Source organism: Telmatocola sphagniphila (assembly GCF_018398935.1).
Lineage (GTDB): Bacteria > Planctomycetota > Planctomycetia > Gemmatales > Gemmataceae > Telmatocola > Telmatocola sphagniphila.
On sequence record NZ_CP074694.1, the window covers coordinates 4,107,573 to 4,124,205 of the forward strand.

Genomic DNA, 16,633 nt, shown 5'->3' on the forward strand with positions numbered 1-16,633 from the left:
GCGACTGATAATATGCTTTTATGTCATCTTGGTCAATTCGGCATTAAGCCTGTCAAAATTCTGTTCATTTGCCGGGACTGCAATACTTCGCAATCGCTGACATTCCTCGAGAGTCTTGAAGGTTTGCCGGAAGGTCACTTTGGTTTTTCCATTCGACTCTTCAAAGTTAACCATTACTTGAAAATACGGCAGGGAGACATGATCGAATTCAATTTTTTCCGGTTCTAAAATATCGGTGAAAATAATGTGATTCTGGAAGTTCGCGCCGTTCGGGCCGTGCATGACGAATCGCCAATGCCCCCCTATTCGAAAATCGAATTCTTCAAATGTATTCGTAAACCCGTTCGGCCCCCACCAGTGGATGATGTGATCCGGGTCTTTCCAAGCTTCGAAAACCAACTCGCGGGGAAAATCAAAAAATCTGCTGGATATCAACTCTCGCCCGGTGGCGAGCACTCCGGAAAGATTTTCCAGGATCATACTCCAGCCTGCTTGAGCGCGATCCTTGAAATTGGCCCACTTCGGCGCAATCGGATGCGACACGGTCATTTTGCATCCTTCCGGCACGGCCTCGAATAAAACCGTGACAATGGTCGGCTCCGATTCCCGGTCCGTGGAAAACGAGAACACCAGCTTTCGGGGCCGATCTAGTTCCAGGTAGATCCCGAAATGTTCCGCCAGGGTTTCTCCACGCTTCTCGACAATAACCAGCTTACCGCCGGGACGAGGTTCGGTTTCCACCCGAACCATTTCTCCCTGCGGCGTAGCGAACAGCCATCTTCCCAGGGAACGGGGGTCGAGCCAGGCATCGTACACTTGATCGCAGGAAGCTTGAAAGATCCTGGAAACTTCCATCAGGGGCTGAACGGCATTCGGTTCATCTTTTTGAGGCATTTTTTTTCTCTTTCTTGCGAGGATTCTTCTGATTTTGAAGATCCTTCAAATAGGCATCGAGTCGATCGAAGCTTTCTTCCCAGAATCGATGGTAATGTTCGATCCACTCGGCGGCACTCTTCAACGGAGCCGGTTCGAGTCGGCACGGTCGCGATTGAGCCTCACGCCCCCGACGAATCAGTCCCGCTTTTTCCAGAACTTTCAGATGTTTCGAAACGGCGGGTAGGGTGATTTCAAAAGGCTCCGCCAGTTCGTTGACGGAACACTCCCCGCTCGACAGCTTCCACAGAATCGCGCGACGCGTGGGATCGGCCAAAGCGGCGAAGACAGCACTCAAGGGATCGGCGGACATGCGCAATTTACCACCAGGTTAATTAACCGATTGGTAAATTAATAATCTGGAGATTCCGGTCAAGTCCGGGATCGCCCGGAAGCGTGAAGAATACCTACACTAAAGCGCAAGGCTCTCGTTTCCATTTATAATTTTTGAGGTTTATTTATGAATTCAGAAATTGATCCCCCCTCCCTCACCCCAAGTCGTCGAAGTCTCTTGAAAATTTTGGGCGCGCTCGGAATTGGCTCGCTTCCATTTCAAAGATCGGTCGCCGCTCAAGCTCAACAATCCTCCACCATTACCGAAGGGATGATTCAACAGGCCGAATGGATTTCCGGCATTAAACTCGATGAAGCTGCTCGGAAGTCCATCGTCCGAACTGTGAATGGTGAACTCCGCGCAATTGCCTCGATGCGAGGATTCGAGCTCACGAATGCCCATGCCCCGGCCCTGTCCTTCCAGCCGGAGCCTTGGAAAGTCCCCTCTGAAAAACCGAATCGCGGGACCGTCGAGATCGGCGAATCGAAGGGAATCAAAAAACCTGCGAGCGAGGAGGAACTGGCTTTTCTACCCGTCACAGCTTTGGGAGAACTGATTCGAACGAAACAAGTCACGTCCCTCGAGTTGACCAAACTGTATCTGTCTCGTCTGAAAAAATACGACCCGGCCCTACTGTGTGTAGTCACACTCACCGAGGAGCTAGCCCTCAAACAGGCGGCCGAAGCCGACAAGGAAATCGCTGCCGGGAAATATCGCGGACCTCTTCACGGCATCCCCTGGGGAGCGAAGGATTTGATTTCCTACCCTGGCTACAAGACCACCTGGGGAGCCACGCCGTATAAGGAACAACTGCTGAAGACCAAAGCGACTGTGGCCCAACGACTCGACGACGCCGGAGCAGTGCTGGTGGCCAAATTGACGCTAGGAGCCCTGGCCATGGGGGACCAGTGGTTCGGCGGCATGACCCGCAATCCCTGGAACGTGGAGGTCGGCTCGAGTGGCTCCTCTGCGGGTTCCGCTTGCGCGGCCGTGGCTGGCTTGGTCGGCTTCGCAATTGGTACGGAAACACTTGGAAGCATCATTTCCCCGAGCACGCGATGCGGCGCGAGCGGTTTGCGTCCCACCTTCGGACGCGTTAGCCGGGCCGGCTGCATGGCACTCGCCTGGAGTATGGACAAGCTCGGTCCTATCGCACGTTCACTGGAAGATTGCGCCTTGATTTTAGGGGTGATCCATGGCGCGGATGGTCTCGACAATTGTGCCGTCGATCGCCCTTTCAACTGGCCGGGTCGGAAAGATCTCAAGGGAATCAAGGTCGGTTATGCGGAAGGTGCGAAAGAGGTCAAAGATCGAACGGAATTGCAGGTTCTAAAAGAACTCGGCGTGGAATTGATTCCCCTTTCTTTACCGAACAAAGTGCCGATGGGCATTACCTCGATTATTCTCAATGCCGAATGTGCCTCGGCCTTTGATGATCTGACGCGCAAGGGCGTAACCGAAGGTTTAAACTCCTGGCCGGAGATTTTCCGCGGCGGTCAGTTCATCTCGGCAGTGGAATATCTGCGAGCCAATCGACTGCGAGCCGTGCTCATGGAAGAAATGGCCAAGATCTTCGAAAAAGTGGACATGTACGTCGGTATTCCAGATCTCGGCATCACCAACTTGACCGGTCACCCGACGGCCGTGATGCCCAATGGGTTCCGAAAGATGAATGAGATCTCGACGCCTACGGCCATCACTTTCACAGGACGGCTGTATGGCGAAAGCGATCTGCTGGCAGTGGCGAGCGCATACCAAAAAGCGACCGGGCACCACCTGAAGCATCCACCAATGGATAAAGTGGTTGTGAAGGAAAAGAAGTAAGCTCAAACGGCCGGGTGCGACGGTGTTCTCCTCCGTCGCAACACCGGAACCAGGATCGCGGCCAGACCCACCAGGAATACCGGCTCGGGCACCGGTGTCGGCTGCCAAATCAGATCCATGGTGGAGGAACCATCCGAATTGTTGATGATGCTTGTCGTGATGGTGCCATAACTGCTGTATGAGATTGGGTTGTTATTGGTATCGATCATACCGTAGACAAACGGAGCGTTCGACCCGGTTAGGATAATGCTATTCTGATCGACGAAATTGCCCTTGCTGTTGGTGATGACCCGCCAACTTTCGGACACGCCCCAGAAAGAATCGCCCCAGTTCGGCTGAGTCGTGCGAATCTGCATCGATGCACCCGGACGAATTATCGTATTACTGGTAGTAATGGTAATGGTGTCGAAACCGCTGCCTGGCTTGGTATTTCCCTGAGTATTTGAATTCCCGGGGGGCACGTCGATGACTGCTCCGCCGCCAAGGTCCAAGCCATTGGTGATGGTAATAATTCCAGGAGAATCGCCTGGCTTCAAAATGCCGCCCGACTGCACCGAGAGAGTGGAAATCGTCCCGTTGCCGTTGACATAACCACCCGATTGAATTGTCACCACTTTGGAAACCTGGCTTGTCGGGTCGGGCAGCGAGAGTTGCGAAGAATTCGTAACGATCAAATTCCCGGAACCTGTAAAATTTGCCCCGCCGCTGACAGTCAGAGTGGAATTAACTGTTGTGGTGCCTGTTACGCTTACCGTTCCATTGAGAAGATTCGTGGAACTATTCACCGTGAGCGTCGATCCCAAGGTGATGGTGCCGCTGGTGCTGACGGTGCCGCCGTTGAAGTAGCCGGGGTTATTGGAAGAGAGAGTTCCATAATTTTGATAATTGCCGCTGGTCGAAAATGTTCCGCCGACGTTGATATTCCCATAATTGATGAGTGTGCCGGTAGCCGAGTTAGTGAGATCGCCGGGTACTGCTAACGTCGAATTAGTACCTACCGTGAGCGAACCGTTGTTCAGGAACGTGCCAACGGTCGTAAAACTTTTGCCGTTGATGACCTGAAAGTTGCCGTTGTTGGTGGCCAGATTATTGATGGCATTAAAAGTCGCCCCTGTACCGCTTAATATGACGGTGGTACTGGAGGCCAGAGTAGTGATCGATTTCGAGCCAAAATTGATGGTACCATTTGAATTATTGGTGTCTCCCACCGACCAGGTACCGCCGGTCAACGTACCGCCCGAGAAATTGATGATGTTGCTGTTACTGAGATCGAGCGTTCCATTCTGAACGTCCACCGTTCCGGTGTTATTGAAATTCAAACCTGCGGTGAAGGTCCTACCCCCTTGAAGGGACAATGTACCGTTATTGGTGCTCAAGCCATTGATAGCTGTGAAGGTCGCATTGGGGCCACCCAGGATCACGGTAGTATTGGCCGCGATGGTGGTAATGAGATTGGAGCCAAAGCTCAGAGTGGAATTATCGTTGACTTGCCAGATTCCGCCCGTGAGGGTATTCGCCGCATAGTTGGTGATATTCACCGTGCTGAGATCGAGGCTCCCTGTTACGGTCAGCGTTCCATTATTGGTAAATGTGATATTGGTGATCGTCCCGCCGGTGTAATTGAGTGTACCGTTGTTGATTAAGGTACCCGTCCCGGTGATGGATCCGGTGGAGAGATTGATTGTCGAAGTTGCGGCCGATGTAAAAACGGAACCACTGGGAAGGCTAAGTGTTCCGCCACTGATAGCAAATTGACCTGCAACTGGATTAGTCGTTCCTGCCGTGGCGACTGCAATTCCACCTTCATTCAAGGTCAGGTTACTTACAACGATCCCGGGATTTAAAGTTGTCGTGCCGTTAGCAACAGTGAATCCATAGGCGCCATTGAGATTATCGGAGGTAGTGAGATCGAGATCAATTCCATTGATGGAGAGATTGCCTACGATTGGACCTCGGTTGACGAGAGTCGGAGCACCCGTACCATTTACACCTACGAAAACTTGCTGATAGTAACCCGTCGTTATTGTGTATCCATTGGCATTTATAACACTACCTGCGTCCTGCAAGTTTATATTTGCGTAGCTAAAAGCGGATACATCCAGATTTGCTCCAAGTGTGAGAGTGCTACCCGATGCAACGCTCACACCGGCTTGGCCTGCAATATTCCCAGCTTGCGTCGTTGTTGCTGAAGCTCCATTCGTCAGACTTAATCCGCTAACTACAACACCGGTCCCTAAAACGGTCGTAGCGAGGTTGCCACTCAAGCTCAATCCATAACCGCCATTAAGTTGATCCGCGGGACTTAAAGTAAAGCTTTGATTTGCAATCGAGAGATTTCCTAGGATCGGGCCTCTACTCTGTAATGTAGGATTACCGATACCATTTGTGCCAATGAAGAATTGCTGATAATACCCCGTCTTAATACTATATCCATTCGCATTTAATACACTGCCCGCATCTTGCAAGTTGACGTTGGCATAATTGAAGGCGGAAAGATCTAAATTTGCACCCAAATTAAGCGTACTTCCCGATGTGATATTAACGCCAACCTGCCCCGCAATATTCCCTGTCTGCGTTGTGGTCGCAGTTGCGCCGTTAGACAAATTAAGTCCGCTGATGACAATTCCAGTACCTAAAACTGTTGTGGCGGCAACTCCGCTGAGACTCAAACCATAAGGCCCAGTAATTTGATCGGCTGTGGTCAACGTAATGCTTTGATTTGCTACTGACAAACTGCCAATAATAGGACCGCGATGAAGGATAGTTGGATTACCGGTACCGGTCAATCCGATGTTTACACTACCATAAGGCCCAGTAGTGATTGTATGGAACTGACAATCCAAAACGCTTCCACTATCAGTCAGATTAACACTTCCCGCGTTCAAATTGGTCAGATTTAGGTCTGCTCCCAAAGTAAGAGAACTGCCTGTTGATATTGAGACACCATTGGTAATATTTCCAATCTGTGAAGTAGTTGCGGTCGCACCGTTACTCAAATAGAGACTGGACACCACAACTCCAGGAACCAAGGCTGTCGATCCATTACTCAGCGAAAATCCAGAAGCTCCATTCAACTGATCTGAGGCAGTCAAAGTAATATTCTGATTCGCTACCGACAAACCCCCAATTATCGGACCACGATTCAACAACGTCGGATTTCCAGATCCGGTTACACCGATACTGAGTGTCCCATTCGTGCCCGTGTTGATCGTGTAACCATTCGCATTCAACACACTTCCCGAATCCTGCAAATACACATTCTGGCCTGTACCCGCCGACAAATCCAGATTCGCTCCCAAGGTCAAAGTACTGCCACTAGTAATAATTACGCTACCTGTTATATTCCCCGTCTGAGTCGTAGTCGCTGAAGCAGAGTTGTTTAACGTTAAACTACTTATCACCACACCCGAACCCAACGTCGTCGAACCGTTACTCAACGTCAAACCGTTAGCTCCGGTGATCTGATCCGCCGCAGTCAAAGTAATATTCTGATTCGATACCGACAAATTCCCAATAATCGGACCCCGATTTTGAATTGTTGGCATTCCAGAGCCGGAGGTGCCGATATTTACTCCACCAAAGAAGCCGGTTGTGATCGAATATCCATTGGCATTCAACACACTGGCGTTGTCTTGTAGATTTACGAAGCCAAATCCAGTACTATTCGCAGACACATCAAGATTCGCTCCTAGGGTTAACGTACTTCCAGTCGCTATTGTTATAGACCCGGTGATATTCCCCGTCTGAGTCGTAGTAGCCTTTGCACTATTGCTCAACGAAAGAGTACTCACCACTACCCCAGTTCCCAAGGTCGTCGTACCGTTACTTAAACTAAACCCGCTTGAACCTGTGATCTGATCTGAAGAAGTTAATGTGAAATCTTGATTGGCAACCGACAAACTGCCGATGATCGGCCCCCGATTCAACAACGTCGGATTGCCCGAACCATTAACACCGATGTTCAAGACACCGAATTGACCAACATTGATCGTGTGACCATTCGCATTCAAGGTGCTACCTGAATCTTGCAAATTCACACTGTACCCATTGTTCGCCGATAAATCCAAATTCGCACCCAACGTTAAGGTGCTTCCGTTTGCCACAGTCACGGTTCCGGTAATATTCCCAGTTTGCGTTGTGGTTGCATTCGAACCGTAAAGTGTTAAACTGCTAACTACCGATCCAGCCACAAGAGTGGAGGAACCATTGGTCAGAGTAAATCCATTGGCTCCTGTTAAATTGTCTGATGAAATGAGGTTGAAAGTCTGATTCGAAACCGACAGGTTACCTATGATTGGTCCTCGATTCTGCAATGTCGGATTTCCTGAACCCGAATCGCCGATACTCAACACTCCGTATTGGCCGGTATTAATCGTGTGACCATTGGCATTCAAAACGCTGCCGGCATCTGTCAGATAAATGCTTCCCCCATTGGCCGACAGATCGAGATTAGCACCCAATGTCAGTGTGCTGCCAGTGCTCACATAAATGCTGCTCGGAGCGTTCGCGGAAGTAATGTTATTTACCGAAGCGGTTGTCAGACTCGCCCCAGCAGCCAGGGCAATCGAGTTCACACTATCATTGGCATTCATCACGAGTGTATTGGACCCGTTCATATTTAACGTGCCCAATACCAGATAGCCAGTCGTTCGGGTGATCGCTCCGTTACCACCGTTACCGATCGTTAGCGATCCTGCCGTGAGGGTATAGGCACCGAGATTCAGGATACCACTCGCACTCGCTCCGTCGCCCAAGGTCACATCATTCGCATATTGAGCCTGGAGCAACGCCACGGTCGCGCTATTGGCACCACCCCCCGTGCTACCAATGTAGACGCTATCATTGACCCCCGGAATTCCACTCGGCGTCCAGGTGCCAGCCGTGCTCCAGTTTCCGTTCCCTGTCGCATAGTAAGTTGTCTGAGCTTTCAAATCGGAGTTTGAATAAAGCGCTGCAAGAACAGCCGCTAAAAGCCAGCGTCGGCGGATACGCATATTCAGGACACCAGAAAGCGAAAGAGGTCTATCGATGAAGTTCAGTTAAGTAATGGCGGGGCATGGACTTAACGATCCCGAGATTTTCGGATTGTGAAGTGTAAATCAAGGAAGGGTCTGCTGTCGAGTAAATTTTCTACCCGACAGCAGGAAAGTACGAAAAATTAACTACTTGGCGAAAACTTTATGGAACAGGTCCTGCATCTGCTGCCAAGACTTCTCATCCGCGGCCTTGTTGTAAGCCATCCCCGGCAACTTTCTCTTATCCGCCTCGGCCACCGTAAAGCTGTGAACCGCTCCCGGATAGTTTTCGAATTGCAGGTCCACTCCAGCTTGGGTCAACGCGGCCTTGAAATTCTTAATGGAAGCGGCCGAGACAAAGGTATCATCCGCGCCGTTGCAAACCAGCACCTTGGCCTTGATGGCTTTCGCATCGGTTTCTGACGGAGTCGGCAACCCTGCATGGAATGTACACACCGCTTTCAAGTTGGCCCCGGAATAGGCCAGTTCCAGAGCCGTCGAACCTCCGAAACAGTAACCGATCGCCGCCAATTTGCTCGAATCCACCTCGGGCTGGGACGCCAAAATCTTCAAACCAGCATTAGCACGACCCTGCCAAATCTTAACGTTGTTGCGAACCAAAGTGGACATTTTGCCTGCATCTTCCGGATGCTCCGTCGTCGCTCCCTCCCCATACATGTCCGGACAAAATGCCACATAACCCAGCTTCGCTAGAGCTTTCGCCCGTTCCTTGGCATAGTCGTTCAAGCCCCACCACTCATGAACCACCAACACTCCCGGCTTCTTGTCCTTATGAGCATCATCGTAAGCCAGAAAACCAACGAGTTTAGTTCCTTCGTAGGTATATTCGATGGTCCGCGTCTTCACTTCCGCTCGGACCAGCGAGGCCCCGAAAAGAATCACCATTGCTGACAAAATCTGTTTCATGCTGTTTCTCCTGAGGTTGAGAGGATTCCGTAGATTGCTACATCGAATCTCCAGACATCTTACGCCGGAGTGTTAATTGAGTCGTTCCCCTTCCAACTCCCGGAAACGTTTTTCATCGATTCTTGCGAATTTCACAGCGTCCCCGACATCGATAGGGAAGTACCGATCCTCAACATCGACGAGCACCAGAGGCGTTCTAGCCACAATATTCCAGCCTCCCGGCCGAACCAGCGGATACACGCCAGTCTGTTTACCGGTCATTCCCACGGAACCAGCTTCTAACCGTAATCGCGGCGTGTCGAGCCGCGGCACATTCTGCAATGCCTCCGGTAGATAGCCGAGATAGGGGAAGCCGGGGGAAAATCCGATGGCATAGACGGTGTAGGTAACCGAGGTGTGCTGCTCAATGACTTGTTCCGGATTCAGCCTGGTGAAATCGCAAACGCGGCTCATGTCCTTTTGCATCTCATAGCAGCAGGGAATTAGATGCGTTTTACCCGTAACACTCTCCGCTTGGAAATCAGAGATTTCCAATCCCCCACGGAGTGTCACTATCAATTCCTGAATTCGAATTTTGCTTCGGTCGAAGAAAATGCCAACGGAGCTATAGGCCGGCACCGCATCCTGAAGCCAGCCGGGATTTTGAGCTCTTAGCTGGACAGCAAAAGTTTGCGCGGCGACCTCAGTTGACCAGTAAGTCAGAATCGCCTGATCACCCAAAGGACTTATCTTGATGGGAAATAATAGCATAACATCAGTGATTTCTAGAGCCCGGATTTAAAAACGCCGGCTGTTATGGCCAATTCAAATCAAAAACAGAGATGAGTTTCTATCTTAGGGACGATTGGGACAGGATCTTTCGCCCCCCCTTGGAACTCTTCAGGTTTACCTGACATACTCGGCCACTGCGGCGCAGCAAAAAACAGCCCCGTTCATATTCTGAACAATGGAATTTGCGGATCTGCGGAGTGAACTATGCCGAAGCGACCGATGGCGATCTATCACGAACATCCTGACTGGTTCCGCCCCTTATTCGCGGAACTGGATCGACGGGAGCAATCCTATGTTCGTTTGGATCCGCGAGCCCATCTCTACAATCCCGCAGAAATCAGTTCCCCATATTCTCTAGTTTTCAACCGGATGAGCCCCTCCGCTTATCTCCGCGATGGCGTGCAGGGGATGTTTTTTACCTTGAGCTATCTCGCCCATCTCGAACGGCTGCATGTTCCGGTAATCAATGGCCTGCAAGCTTTCACCGTGGAAACTTCCAAGGCCCGCCAGTTGGATCTGCTCGAATCGCTGGGGCTGCCCTATCCGAGAGCCATCGTCATTAATCATCCGTCCAGAGCGGTGGAAGCCGCAAAAAATTTGCGCTTCCCAGTGGTCGTCAAAGCGAACATCGGCGGCAGTGGAGCCGGGATCGTCCGGTTCGACCAACTCGAAGATCTTGCTCGCGCGGCCGAGGAAAATCGTCTTGACTTTGGCGTCGATCACACGGCGCTGGTTCAAGAGTACATCCCGGCCCGTGGCGGCCATATCGTCCGGGTCGAACTACTCGGCGCCCGGTATATGTACGCCATCAAGGTCTTTACAACCGGCGAATCTTTCAATCTCTGCCCGGCGGATATTTGCCAACGCAGTGATGGCATGGCCCTTGAGCGTTCGGCCTGCCCGGTGGATGCCCCGAAAACCGGATTGAAGGTCGAATCTTATACTCCGCCGATTTCGGTGATCGAAGCCTGCGAAGAGATCATGGAGAATGCCCAGATCGACATCGGCGGCATTGAGTATATGGTCGATGATCGCGATGGCCGGCTGGTCTATTATGACATTAACGCTCTCTCGAATTTCGTGGCCGATGCCAAGAATGTCGTCGGCTTCGATCCGTTTGCCCGATTAGTCGATTTTCTTCAGGATGTCGCCCAGCGCGGCTATATCCCGACACGGCTCAAGAAGCATTCTGCGGTCGATTCCGATTTCGCCTGCTGGGACGCTGCACTGTAAAAAAACGGGAAATTTCACCATGCGATATGGTTATTGGATGCCGGTATTCGGTGGTTGGCTACGCAACGTCGATGACGAGAAGATGTCTGCGACCTGGGAGTATACCAAAAAGCTCGCCCAACGCAGCGAACAGATCGGCTTCGATCTCAGCCTCGTGGCCGAGTTGAATCTGAACGATATTAAAGGAATTCGCGAGCCGTCGCTGGATGCCTGGTCGACTGCGGCGGCGCTGACCGCCGTTACGGAGCGACTTGAATATATGGTCGCCGTGCGACCGACCTTTCATAACCCGGCCCTTCTGGCTAAGCAGGCGGCGAACATCGACCACATCGGCGGCGGGGGGCGTCTCTCCCTAAATGTCGTTTCCTCCTGGTGGAAAGATGAAGCCCTCAAATATGGCGTGGGCTTCGAAGAGCACGACGATCGTTATGCCCGCACGGAAGAGTGGCTGAAAGTTCTGGACACCCTCTGGCAGCGCGACGACTTCAATTTCTCCGGGAAGTATTACAAGATTCAGGATTCCGTGCTGCAACCCAAGCCGCTCACCAAACCCCGTCCGACGATTTACGCCGGTGGAGAATCGGAAGCGGCCAAGAATCTCATCGCTCGTACTTGCGATGCGTATGTCATGCATGGTGATCCGCCGGAGCGCATTCAGCTGAAGATCGCAGACATGAATCAGCGCCGCGAAAAGTTGGGGCTGGGCCTCATGATTTACGGGGTGGCCGGCTACTCCATCGTTCGCGATACCGAAGCGGACGCAAAGAAAGAATTAGCTCGAATCACGGATGTGAAGCAGTCGGCGGCCGGCTACGATAACTATCAGCAGTGGTTATCCGGCACGCAACTGGAACAAAAGGTTTCGCTGGAAGACTACTCCGTTTCCAATCGCGGTTTGAGAGCGGGTCTGGTGGGTACGCCGCAGCAGGTGAAGGATCAAATTGGTCGGTTCGAAGCGGCGGGAGTGAATCTGCTATTGCTCCAATGCAGTCCGCAACTCGAAGAAATGGAACGATTCGCGGATTCGGTAATTCATTAACGAATTGACGAAGAAGGGATTCAAATGAGCCGGGAAAACCTCGAACAAGGATTTTCGACTAAGGCGATTCACGCCGGGCAACCGGCCGATCCGGCCACGGGAGCCACCGTGGTGCCGATCTACGCCACTTCAACTTATACGCAAGCGGCCCCCGGTGAGCATAAAGGATACGAGTACTCCCGGAGTGGCAATCCCACGCGAACGGCACTTGAAACCTGTCTGGCGGCCCTGGAATCCGGCGAACGAGGACTCGCATTTGCCTCCGGTCTGGCGGCCACTAATGCGGTACTGGCGGCCTGTTTGAAACCGGGCGATGAAGTGGTCGCGGCGGCCGACCTCTACGGAGGGACCTTCCGACTACTGGAGCGAGTTTTCAAACCCTGGGGGATTTCCGCCCACTATACCGATGATGCCTCCGCGGAAGGCTTCGCCAAGATCATTACACCGAAGACGAAGTTGGTCTGGATCGAAACGCCCACCAATCCGTTGTTGCAAATCCTGGATATCGAATCTCTAGCCGAGTTGGCCCATAAAAACGGCGCCCTGCTGGTCGTGGACAACACCTTCGCTTCCCCCTATTTGCAACAGCCGATCAAGTTGGGAGCCGATATCGTCGTCCACAGCACGACGAAATATCTCGGCGGTCACTCCGATGTGGTGGGGGGAGCAATCGTCACGCGGGAAGATCTAGTTCAGCCAATCAAATTTTACCAGAACGCTGCCGGCGGAGTGCCCGGTCCGTTCGATTCCTACCTGACTCTTCGCGGCATGAAGACACTCGCTGTACGTATGGACCGGCATTGCCAGAATGCTCGCGAGTTGGCGGACTGGTTGACGAAACATCCCTCCGTTGAGAAGGTTTATTTTCCCGGACTCAAGAGTCATCCCGGTTTCGAGGTGGCTCGAAAACAGATGCGTGATTTCGGAGGTATGATTTCGCTTCGTCTCAAAGGGGGCGCGACCGCAGCTCATAATTTTCTCACGCGAACGCACCTCTTCAGCCTGGCGGAGAGCCTCGGAGGCGTGGAATCGCTCGTCAATCATCCGGCGAAGATGACGCACGCCAGCATTCCTCGGGAAATACGGGAAGCTCGGGGCGTGGATGATGCCCTGATACGATTGAGTGTGGGAATCGAGGATGTAGCGGATTTGAAGGAAGATTTGCGGTATGCGCTGGAGAGCTAGTAGTGTTCCGATGCCGGGATAAATTTAAAAAATTAGCTCAATATCTCAATCGTTAGAGCGAATAAACTCGAATCGGATATTCCCCAGAGGACCTCCCTGATGCGTATTCTTTTGACCTCCGTGCTTATCGCCTCGATTTTCGCCAGCGGGTGCGGTCGCTTGATCGTCGGCGTTGTGGGTAACGGGGTGAGCAAGACGGAAAAGCGGGATATCAGCAGCTTCACCGAACTTAAAGTGGATACCCCTTGTCTCGTCGAAGTGGTCGAAGGGGAAAAACCCACTCTGGAAATCACCGCTGATGAAAATCTGCTGCCGCTGTTATCGACCTCGGTCAATGGTAAGCAACTCCAAATTAGCGCAACGGATTCTTACAGTACCTCTCAGAAGATCAAAGTCAAAATTACGGTGAAAGATCTGCAAAAGGTTGAAGCCGGCTCCGCCAGCGAGGTGAAAATTGAAAACGCCACCGCGAAAGAATTCGTGATGCGCCTCTCCGAAGCCAGCCAGGGAAGTTGGTCGGGCACAGCCGACAAGATAACTTATTCCGGAGATAGTGCCTCGACCGGAACGCTTAAAGGCAAAGCACTTGAACTCGTAGCCAATTGCCAGAGTGCTAGTAAGCTCCACGCTTTCGAACTCGAAGCGGTCAGCGTGAAAGCGATTAGTAAAGAGGCCAGTTCCATGGAAGTGAGCCCCAAGACGAGTCTGGAAGCTTCCGCGCACTCGGCCAGTAAAGTTCGTTACCACGGCTCGCCGGAAAGCGTGAAAAAAGATATCCAGTCTGCTGGCTCGATTGACAATTAGCCGGAGTTGGTTGGACAAAATAGGGTTACTTAGGCAAGGCCCGCATTTCGATCCTATAATCCCTATCTATGCCAATCGACTACCGTAAACGGGCCATGAGCGCGAGCCTTCTGATTGCAGGCTTAATGCTCATCGGCAAGGTCTTCGCCGCCTATTTGACGGGTAGCGTGGCGATTCTTTCCGATGCCCTCGAATCGATCATTCACATTGGGGCCACATCCGTGGCCGCCTTCAGTTTATGGTACTCGCGACTGCCCGCGGATCGCGACCATCCTTATGGTCATGGGAAGATCGCTTATTTCTCCGCCGGGTTGGAGGGGGCCTTCATTCTGGTTGCCTCCCTGAGCATTTTTACCAGTAGCATCCGCGCCTGGATTTTCGGTCAGGAATTGGGTAACCTCAGCACAGGTTTGACAATCATTGTCATTCTGGCCCTGGTGAATCTGCTTCTCGGACTTTATCTCATCCGCATTGGTCGCCGTGAAAATTCGCTCGTCCTGCTCGCCAACGGCCAACACGCAATCTCCGATATGATCACGAGTTCTGGCGTGGTGCTAGGCATTTTCCTGGTCTGGGCCACCGGTTTAACCTGGCTCGACCCTTTAGTCGGAATTCTGATAGGAATCAACGTTCTGGTGATGGCGTGGTCCCTAATGCGGCGAGCGTATGACGGTTTAATGGAACGGGCTGATCCTCAGCAGACGGAGAGAATTCGAGATATCTTGCGAAAAGCGGTGAAAGATAACGTCCTGGTCGATTGGCATCAGCTTCGTCATCGAATTGTCGATACAGATCTCTGGATTGAAGTGCACCTGCTGATGGCAAGCGATCAAACACTCCGTGCCGCTCACCACGCCGTAACGAAACTTGAGGATGAGATTCGAGTGCTCTTCCCGGGTCGTACGGTACGAATCACCACCCATCTCGAACCAGCCGACCATGAGCTGGATCATCCGCCGGGGCATCCCGATCACCGGCAGGAAGACGAAATTTTCTAGCGAGCCATTACAGCTCGTGTTCCGATCCCAGGTTATACTTGGGTCGACTCTCACCCCATTCGAAAGTCACTTTCCGGCCGGCCGATTCATTTTGAGATCGCCAGCTATTCAGAAGCTCAATACAAGCATGATCGATGAAACTGACGTTTTGCAGATCGACTTGCAACGAAGTGGTTTGCAAGGGAAGATTTTCGAGTGTGGCCGCGAGTTTGGGCAGGGAAAGGAAGGTAGCGGCTCCGTCGAGAATGATTCGAAATTCATTTCCTTCCATGAGAGTTTTCTCAACGCGCAGGCTCGCGAACTGGTGAAGCAGATGCAGCATCGACAGCACCAGCCCCAGGATAACCCCGACCAGAAGATCCGAGAAGACGATTGTTAAGGCAGTAACGAAATAGATGACCACCTGAGCCCGGCCAAAAATTCGCAATTCCCAGATCTGGTCGAGATCCACCAGTTTGAAACCGGTTACTACGAGCACCGCCGCCAGCGAACATTTGGGAATTAGGTTCAACAAATTGGGAAAGCAAACCGCTAGCCCCAGTAGCCAGACACCGTGAAAAATCGCCGAACATCGGGTACGCGCTCCGGCCTGGACATTTGCGGCGCTGCGAACGATCACCCCGGTCATCGGGAGGGCTCCCAGAAATCCGCAGATCGAATTCCCAATTCCCTGCGCCGCTAATTCCTTGTTGTAATTGGTCCGTGGCCCGGAATGCATCTTGTCCACAGCGCCGGCGCAAAGCAGCGTCTCCGCGCTGGCTATCAAAGCTACGGTCAGTGCTGAAATCCAAGTCACTTTCTGGTAAAGGAAAGGGAGCGAGGCGGAATCGGGCAGGATCACCGCTTTGAAGAGGTTCTGCGGAACTTCGATTTTTTGCACCTTCGTCGCGAAGGGAAGTAAGTTAGCCAGCAGAGTTCCAACAATTAACGCCGCCAGGGGAGCGGGTAAAAATTGCAATTTCCCGGGGGCCAGGCTTTTCCAGGCGAACAACGCGACTATGGTCGCCATACCAATAATGGCCGCGGCGGTATGGCTGTTTTCCGAGTCAAACGAAAAGGCTTTCTGAAACGACTCCGGCAACATCAGCAGATTGTCCAGTCCGGTCGATTTGGCTTTCACATCGAACATGGCATGAATCTGGCCCAGAACGATGAGTGTCCCGATTCCCGCCAGCATGCCGTGAATGACGGCGGGGGAGACGGCCCGAAACCAGCGCCCCCAACTAGCGAAGGCCGCCAGGATCTGAATGAAACCTGCAAGAATGATGATAACGCTCAGAGCGGCCGGGCCCAGATCTTTATTCAAGACGACACCGACAACGACCGTGGTCAGACCGGCGGCGGGCCCGGAAACCTGGAGTGGACTACCGGAAAAGCAGCCGACGATGATGCCGCCGACTATTCCGGTGATCAAACCGGCAGCCGGCGGCATTTCACAGGCTAAAGCCACTCCCAGGCACAGTGGCAACGCCACCAAAAAGACGACCACCGATGCCGGCAGGTCACTCTTGAAGGCAAGAACCGGGGGAGAGATTTGGTTTTGCGAGTCCATTCAATCCCTTTTTAAATT

General features: G+C 52.2%; 12 protein-coding genes and 1 pseudogene. 6 read left to right on the forward strand and 7 right to left on the reverse strand.

From position 1 onward, the window contains the following. Window positions 1–18: 18 nt before the first annotated feature. The 3 genes and pseudogenes from KIH39_RS27210 to KIH39_RS16430 form a co-directional block, all read right to left on the reverse strand. Window positions 19–480 (reverse strand): SRPBCC family protein, encoded by a 462-nt coding sequence (locus KIH39_RS27210; RefSeq protein WP_390623712.1) that lies wholly within the window; start codon window positions 478–480, stop codon window positions 19–21. Beyond that, window positions 463–894, reverse strand: a pseudogene (locus tag KIH39_RS27215) (SRPBCC family protein); the annotation flags it as partial. The gene KIH39_RS27210 and the pseudogene KIH39_RS27215, both read right to left, overlap by 18 nt. Then, the gene (locus KIH39_RS16430; protein WP_246539319.1) at window positions 878–1,246 is read right to left on the reverse strand and encodes an ArsR/SmtB family transcription factor; all 369 of its coding nucleotides are present in this window, start codon (window positions 1,244–1,246) and stop codon (window positions 878–880) included. The gene KIH39_RS16430 and the pseudogene KIH39_RS27215, both read right to left, overlap by 17 nt. Window positions 1,247–1,393: 147 nt before the next feature. Here KIH39_RS16430 and KIH39_RS16435 point away from each other — a divergent pair, with 147 nt between their 5' ends. After that, window positions 1,394–3,091, forward strand: coding sequence for an amidase (locus KIH39_RS16435; RefSeq protein WP_213494307.1), 1,698 nt, complete (start codon window positions 1,394–1,396; stop codon window positions 3,089–3,091). Between the two features lie 2 nt (window positions 3,092–3,093). Here the strand turns inward: KIH39_RS16435 and KIH39_RS16440 are convergent, their stop codons facing one another. The 3 genes from KIH39_RS16440 to KIH39_RS16450 form a co-directional block, all read right to left on the reverse strand. Continuing rightward, on the reverse strand, window positions 3,094–8,085 hold the full coding sequence (locus KIH39_RS16440) for a beta strand repeat-containing protein (protein WP_213494308.1): 4,992 nt from the start codon (window positions 8,083–8,085) through the stop codon (window positions 3,094–3,096). A 168-nt stretch (window positions 8,086–8,253) separates the two neighbouring features. Beyond that, window positions 8,254–9,033 (reverse strand): dienelactone hydrolase family protein, encoded by a 780-nt coding sequence (locus KIH39_RS16445; RefSeq protein ID WP_213494309.1) that lies wholly within the window; start codon window positions 9,031–9,033, stop codon window positions 8,254–8,256. A 72-nt stretch (window positions 9,034–9,105) separates the two neighbouring features. Further along, a complete protein-coding gene (locus tag KIH39_RS16450) occupies window positions 9,106–9,783 on the reverse strand; it encodes a 5-oxoprolinase subunit B family protein (protein WP_213494310.1) in 678 nt (225 codons plus the stop codon). Between the two features lie 225 nt (window positions 9,784–10,008). Here KIH39_RS16450 and KIH39_RS16455 point away from each other — a divergent pair, with 225 nt between their 5' ends. The 5 genes from KIH39_RS16455 (at window position 10,009) to KIH39_RS16475 (ending at window position 15,063) form a co-directional block, all read left to right on the forward strand. Further along, window positions 10,009–11,037: an ATP-grasp domain-containing protein gene (locus KIH39_RS16455; protein WP_213494311.1), complete on the forward strand. Its 1,029-nt coding sequence runs from the start codon at window positions 10,009–10,011 to the stop codon at window positions 11,035–11,037. Window positions 11,038–11,056: 19 nt separating this feature from the next. Beyond that, on the forward strand, window positions 11,057–12,076 hold the full coding sequence (locus tag KIH39_RS16460; RefSeq protein WP_213494312.1) for an LLM class flavin-dependent oxidoreductase: 1,020 nt from the start codon (window positions 11,057–11,059) through the stop codon (window positions 12,074–12,076). 24 nt (window positions 12,077–12,100) lie between these two features. After that, window positions 12,101–13,261 carry a cystathionine gamma-synthase gene (locus tag KIH39_RS16465; protein ID WP_213494313.1) on the forward strand — a complete coding sequence of 387 codons (1,161 nt, stop codon included), beginning with the start codon at window positions 12,101–12,103 and terminating at the stop codon, window positions 13,259–13,261. A 99-nt stretch (window positions 13,262–13,360) separates the two neighbouring features. After that, window positions 13,361–14,065 carry a GIN domain-containing protein gene (locus KIH39_RS16470; RefSeq protein ID WP_213494314.1) on the forward strand — a complete coding sequence of 235 codons (705 nt, stop codon included), beginning with the start codon at window positions 13,361–13,363 and terminating at the stop codon, window positions 14,063–14,065. A gap of 68 nt (window positions 14,066–14,133) precedes the next feature. Continuing rightward, complete coding sequence (locus KIH39_RS16475; protein ID WP_213494315.1) at window positions 14,134–15,063, forward strand: cation diffusion facilitator family transporter; 930 nt, start codon at window positions 14,134–14,136, stop codon at window positions 15,061–15,063. A gap of 7 nt (window positions 15,064–15,070) precedes the next feature. Here KIH39_RS16475 and KIH39_RS16480 read toward each other — a convergent pair whose 3' ends face one another. After that, window positions 15,071–16,615, reverse strand: a complete 1,545-nt coding sequence (locus KIH39_RS16480) for a SulP family inorganic anion transporter (RefSeq protein WP_213494316.1) — start codon at window positions 16,613–16,615, stop codon at window positions 15,071–15,073. Window positions 16,616–16,633: the final 18 nt, after the last annotated feature.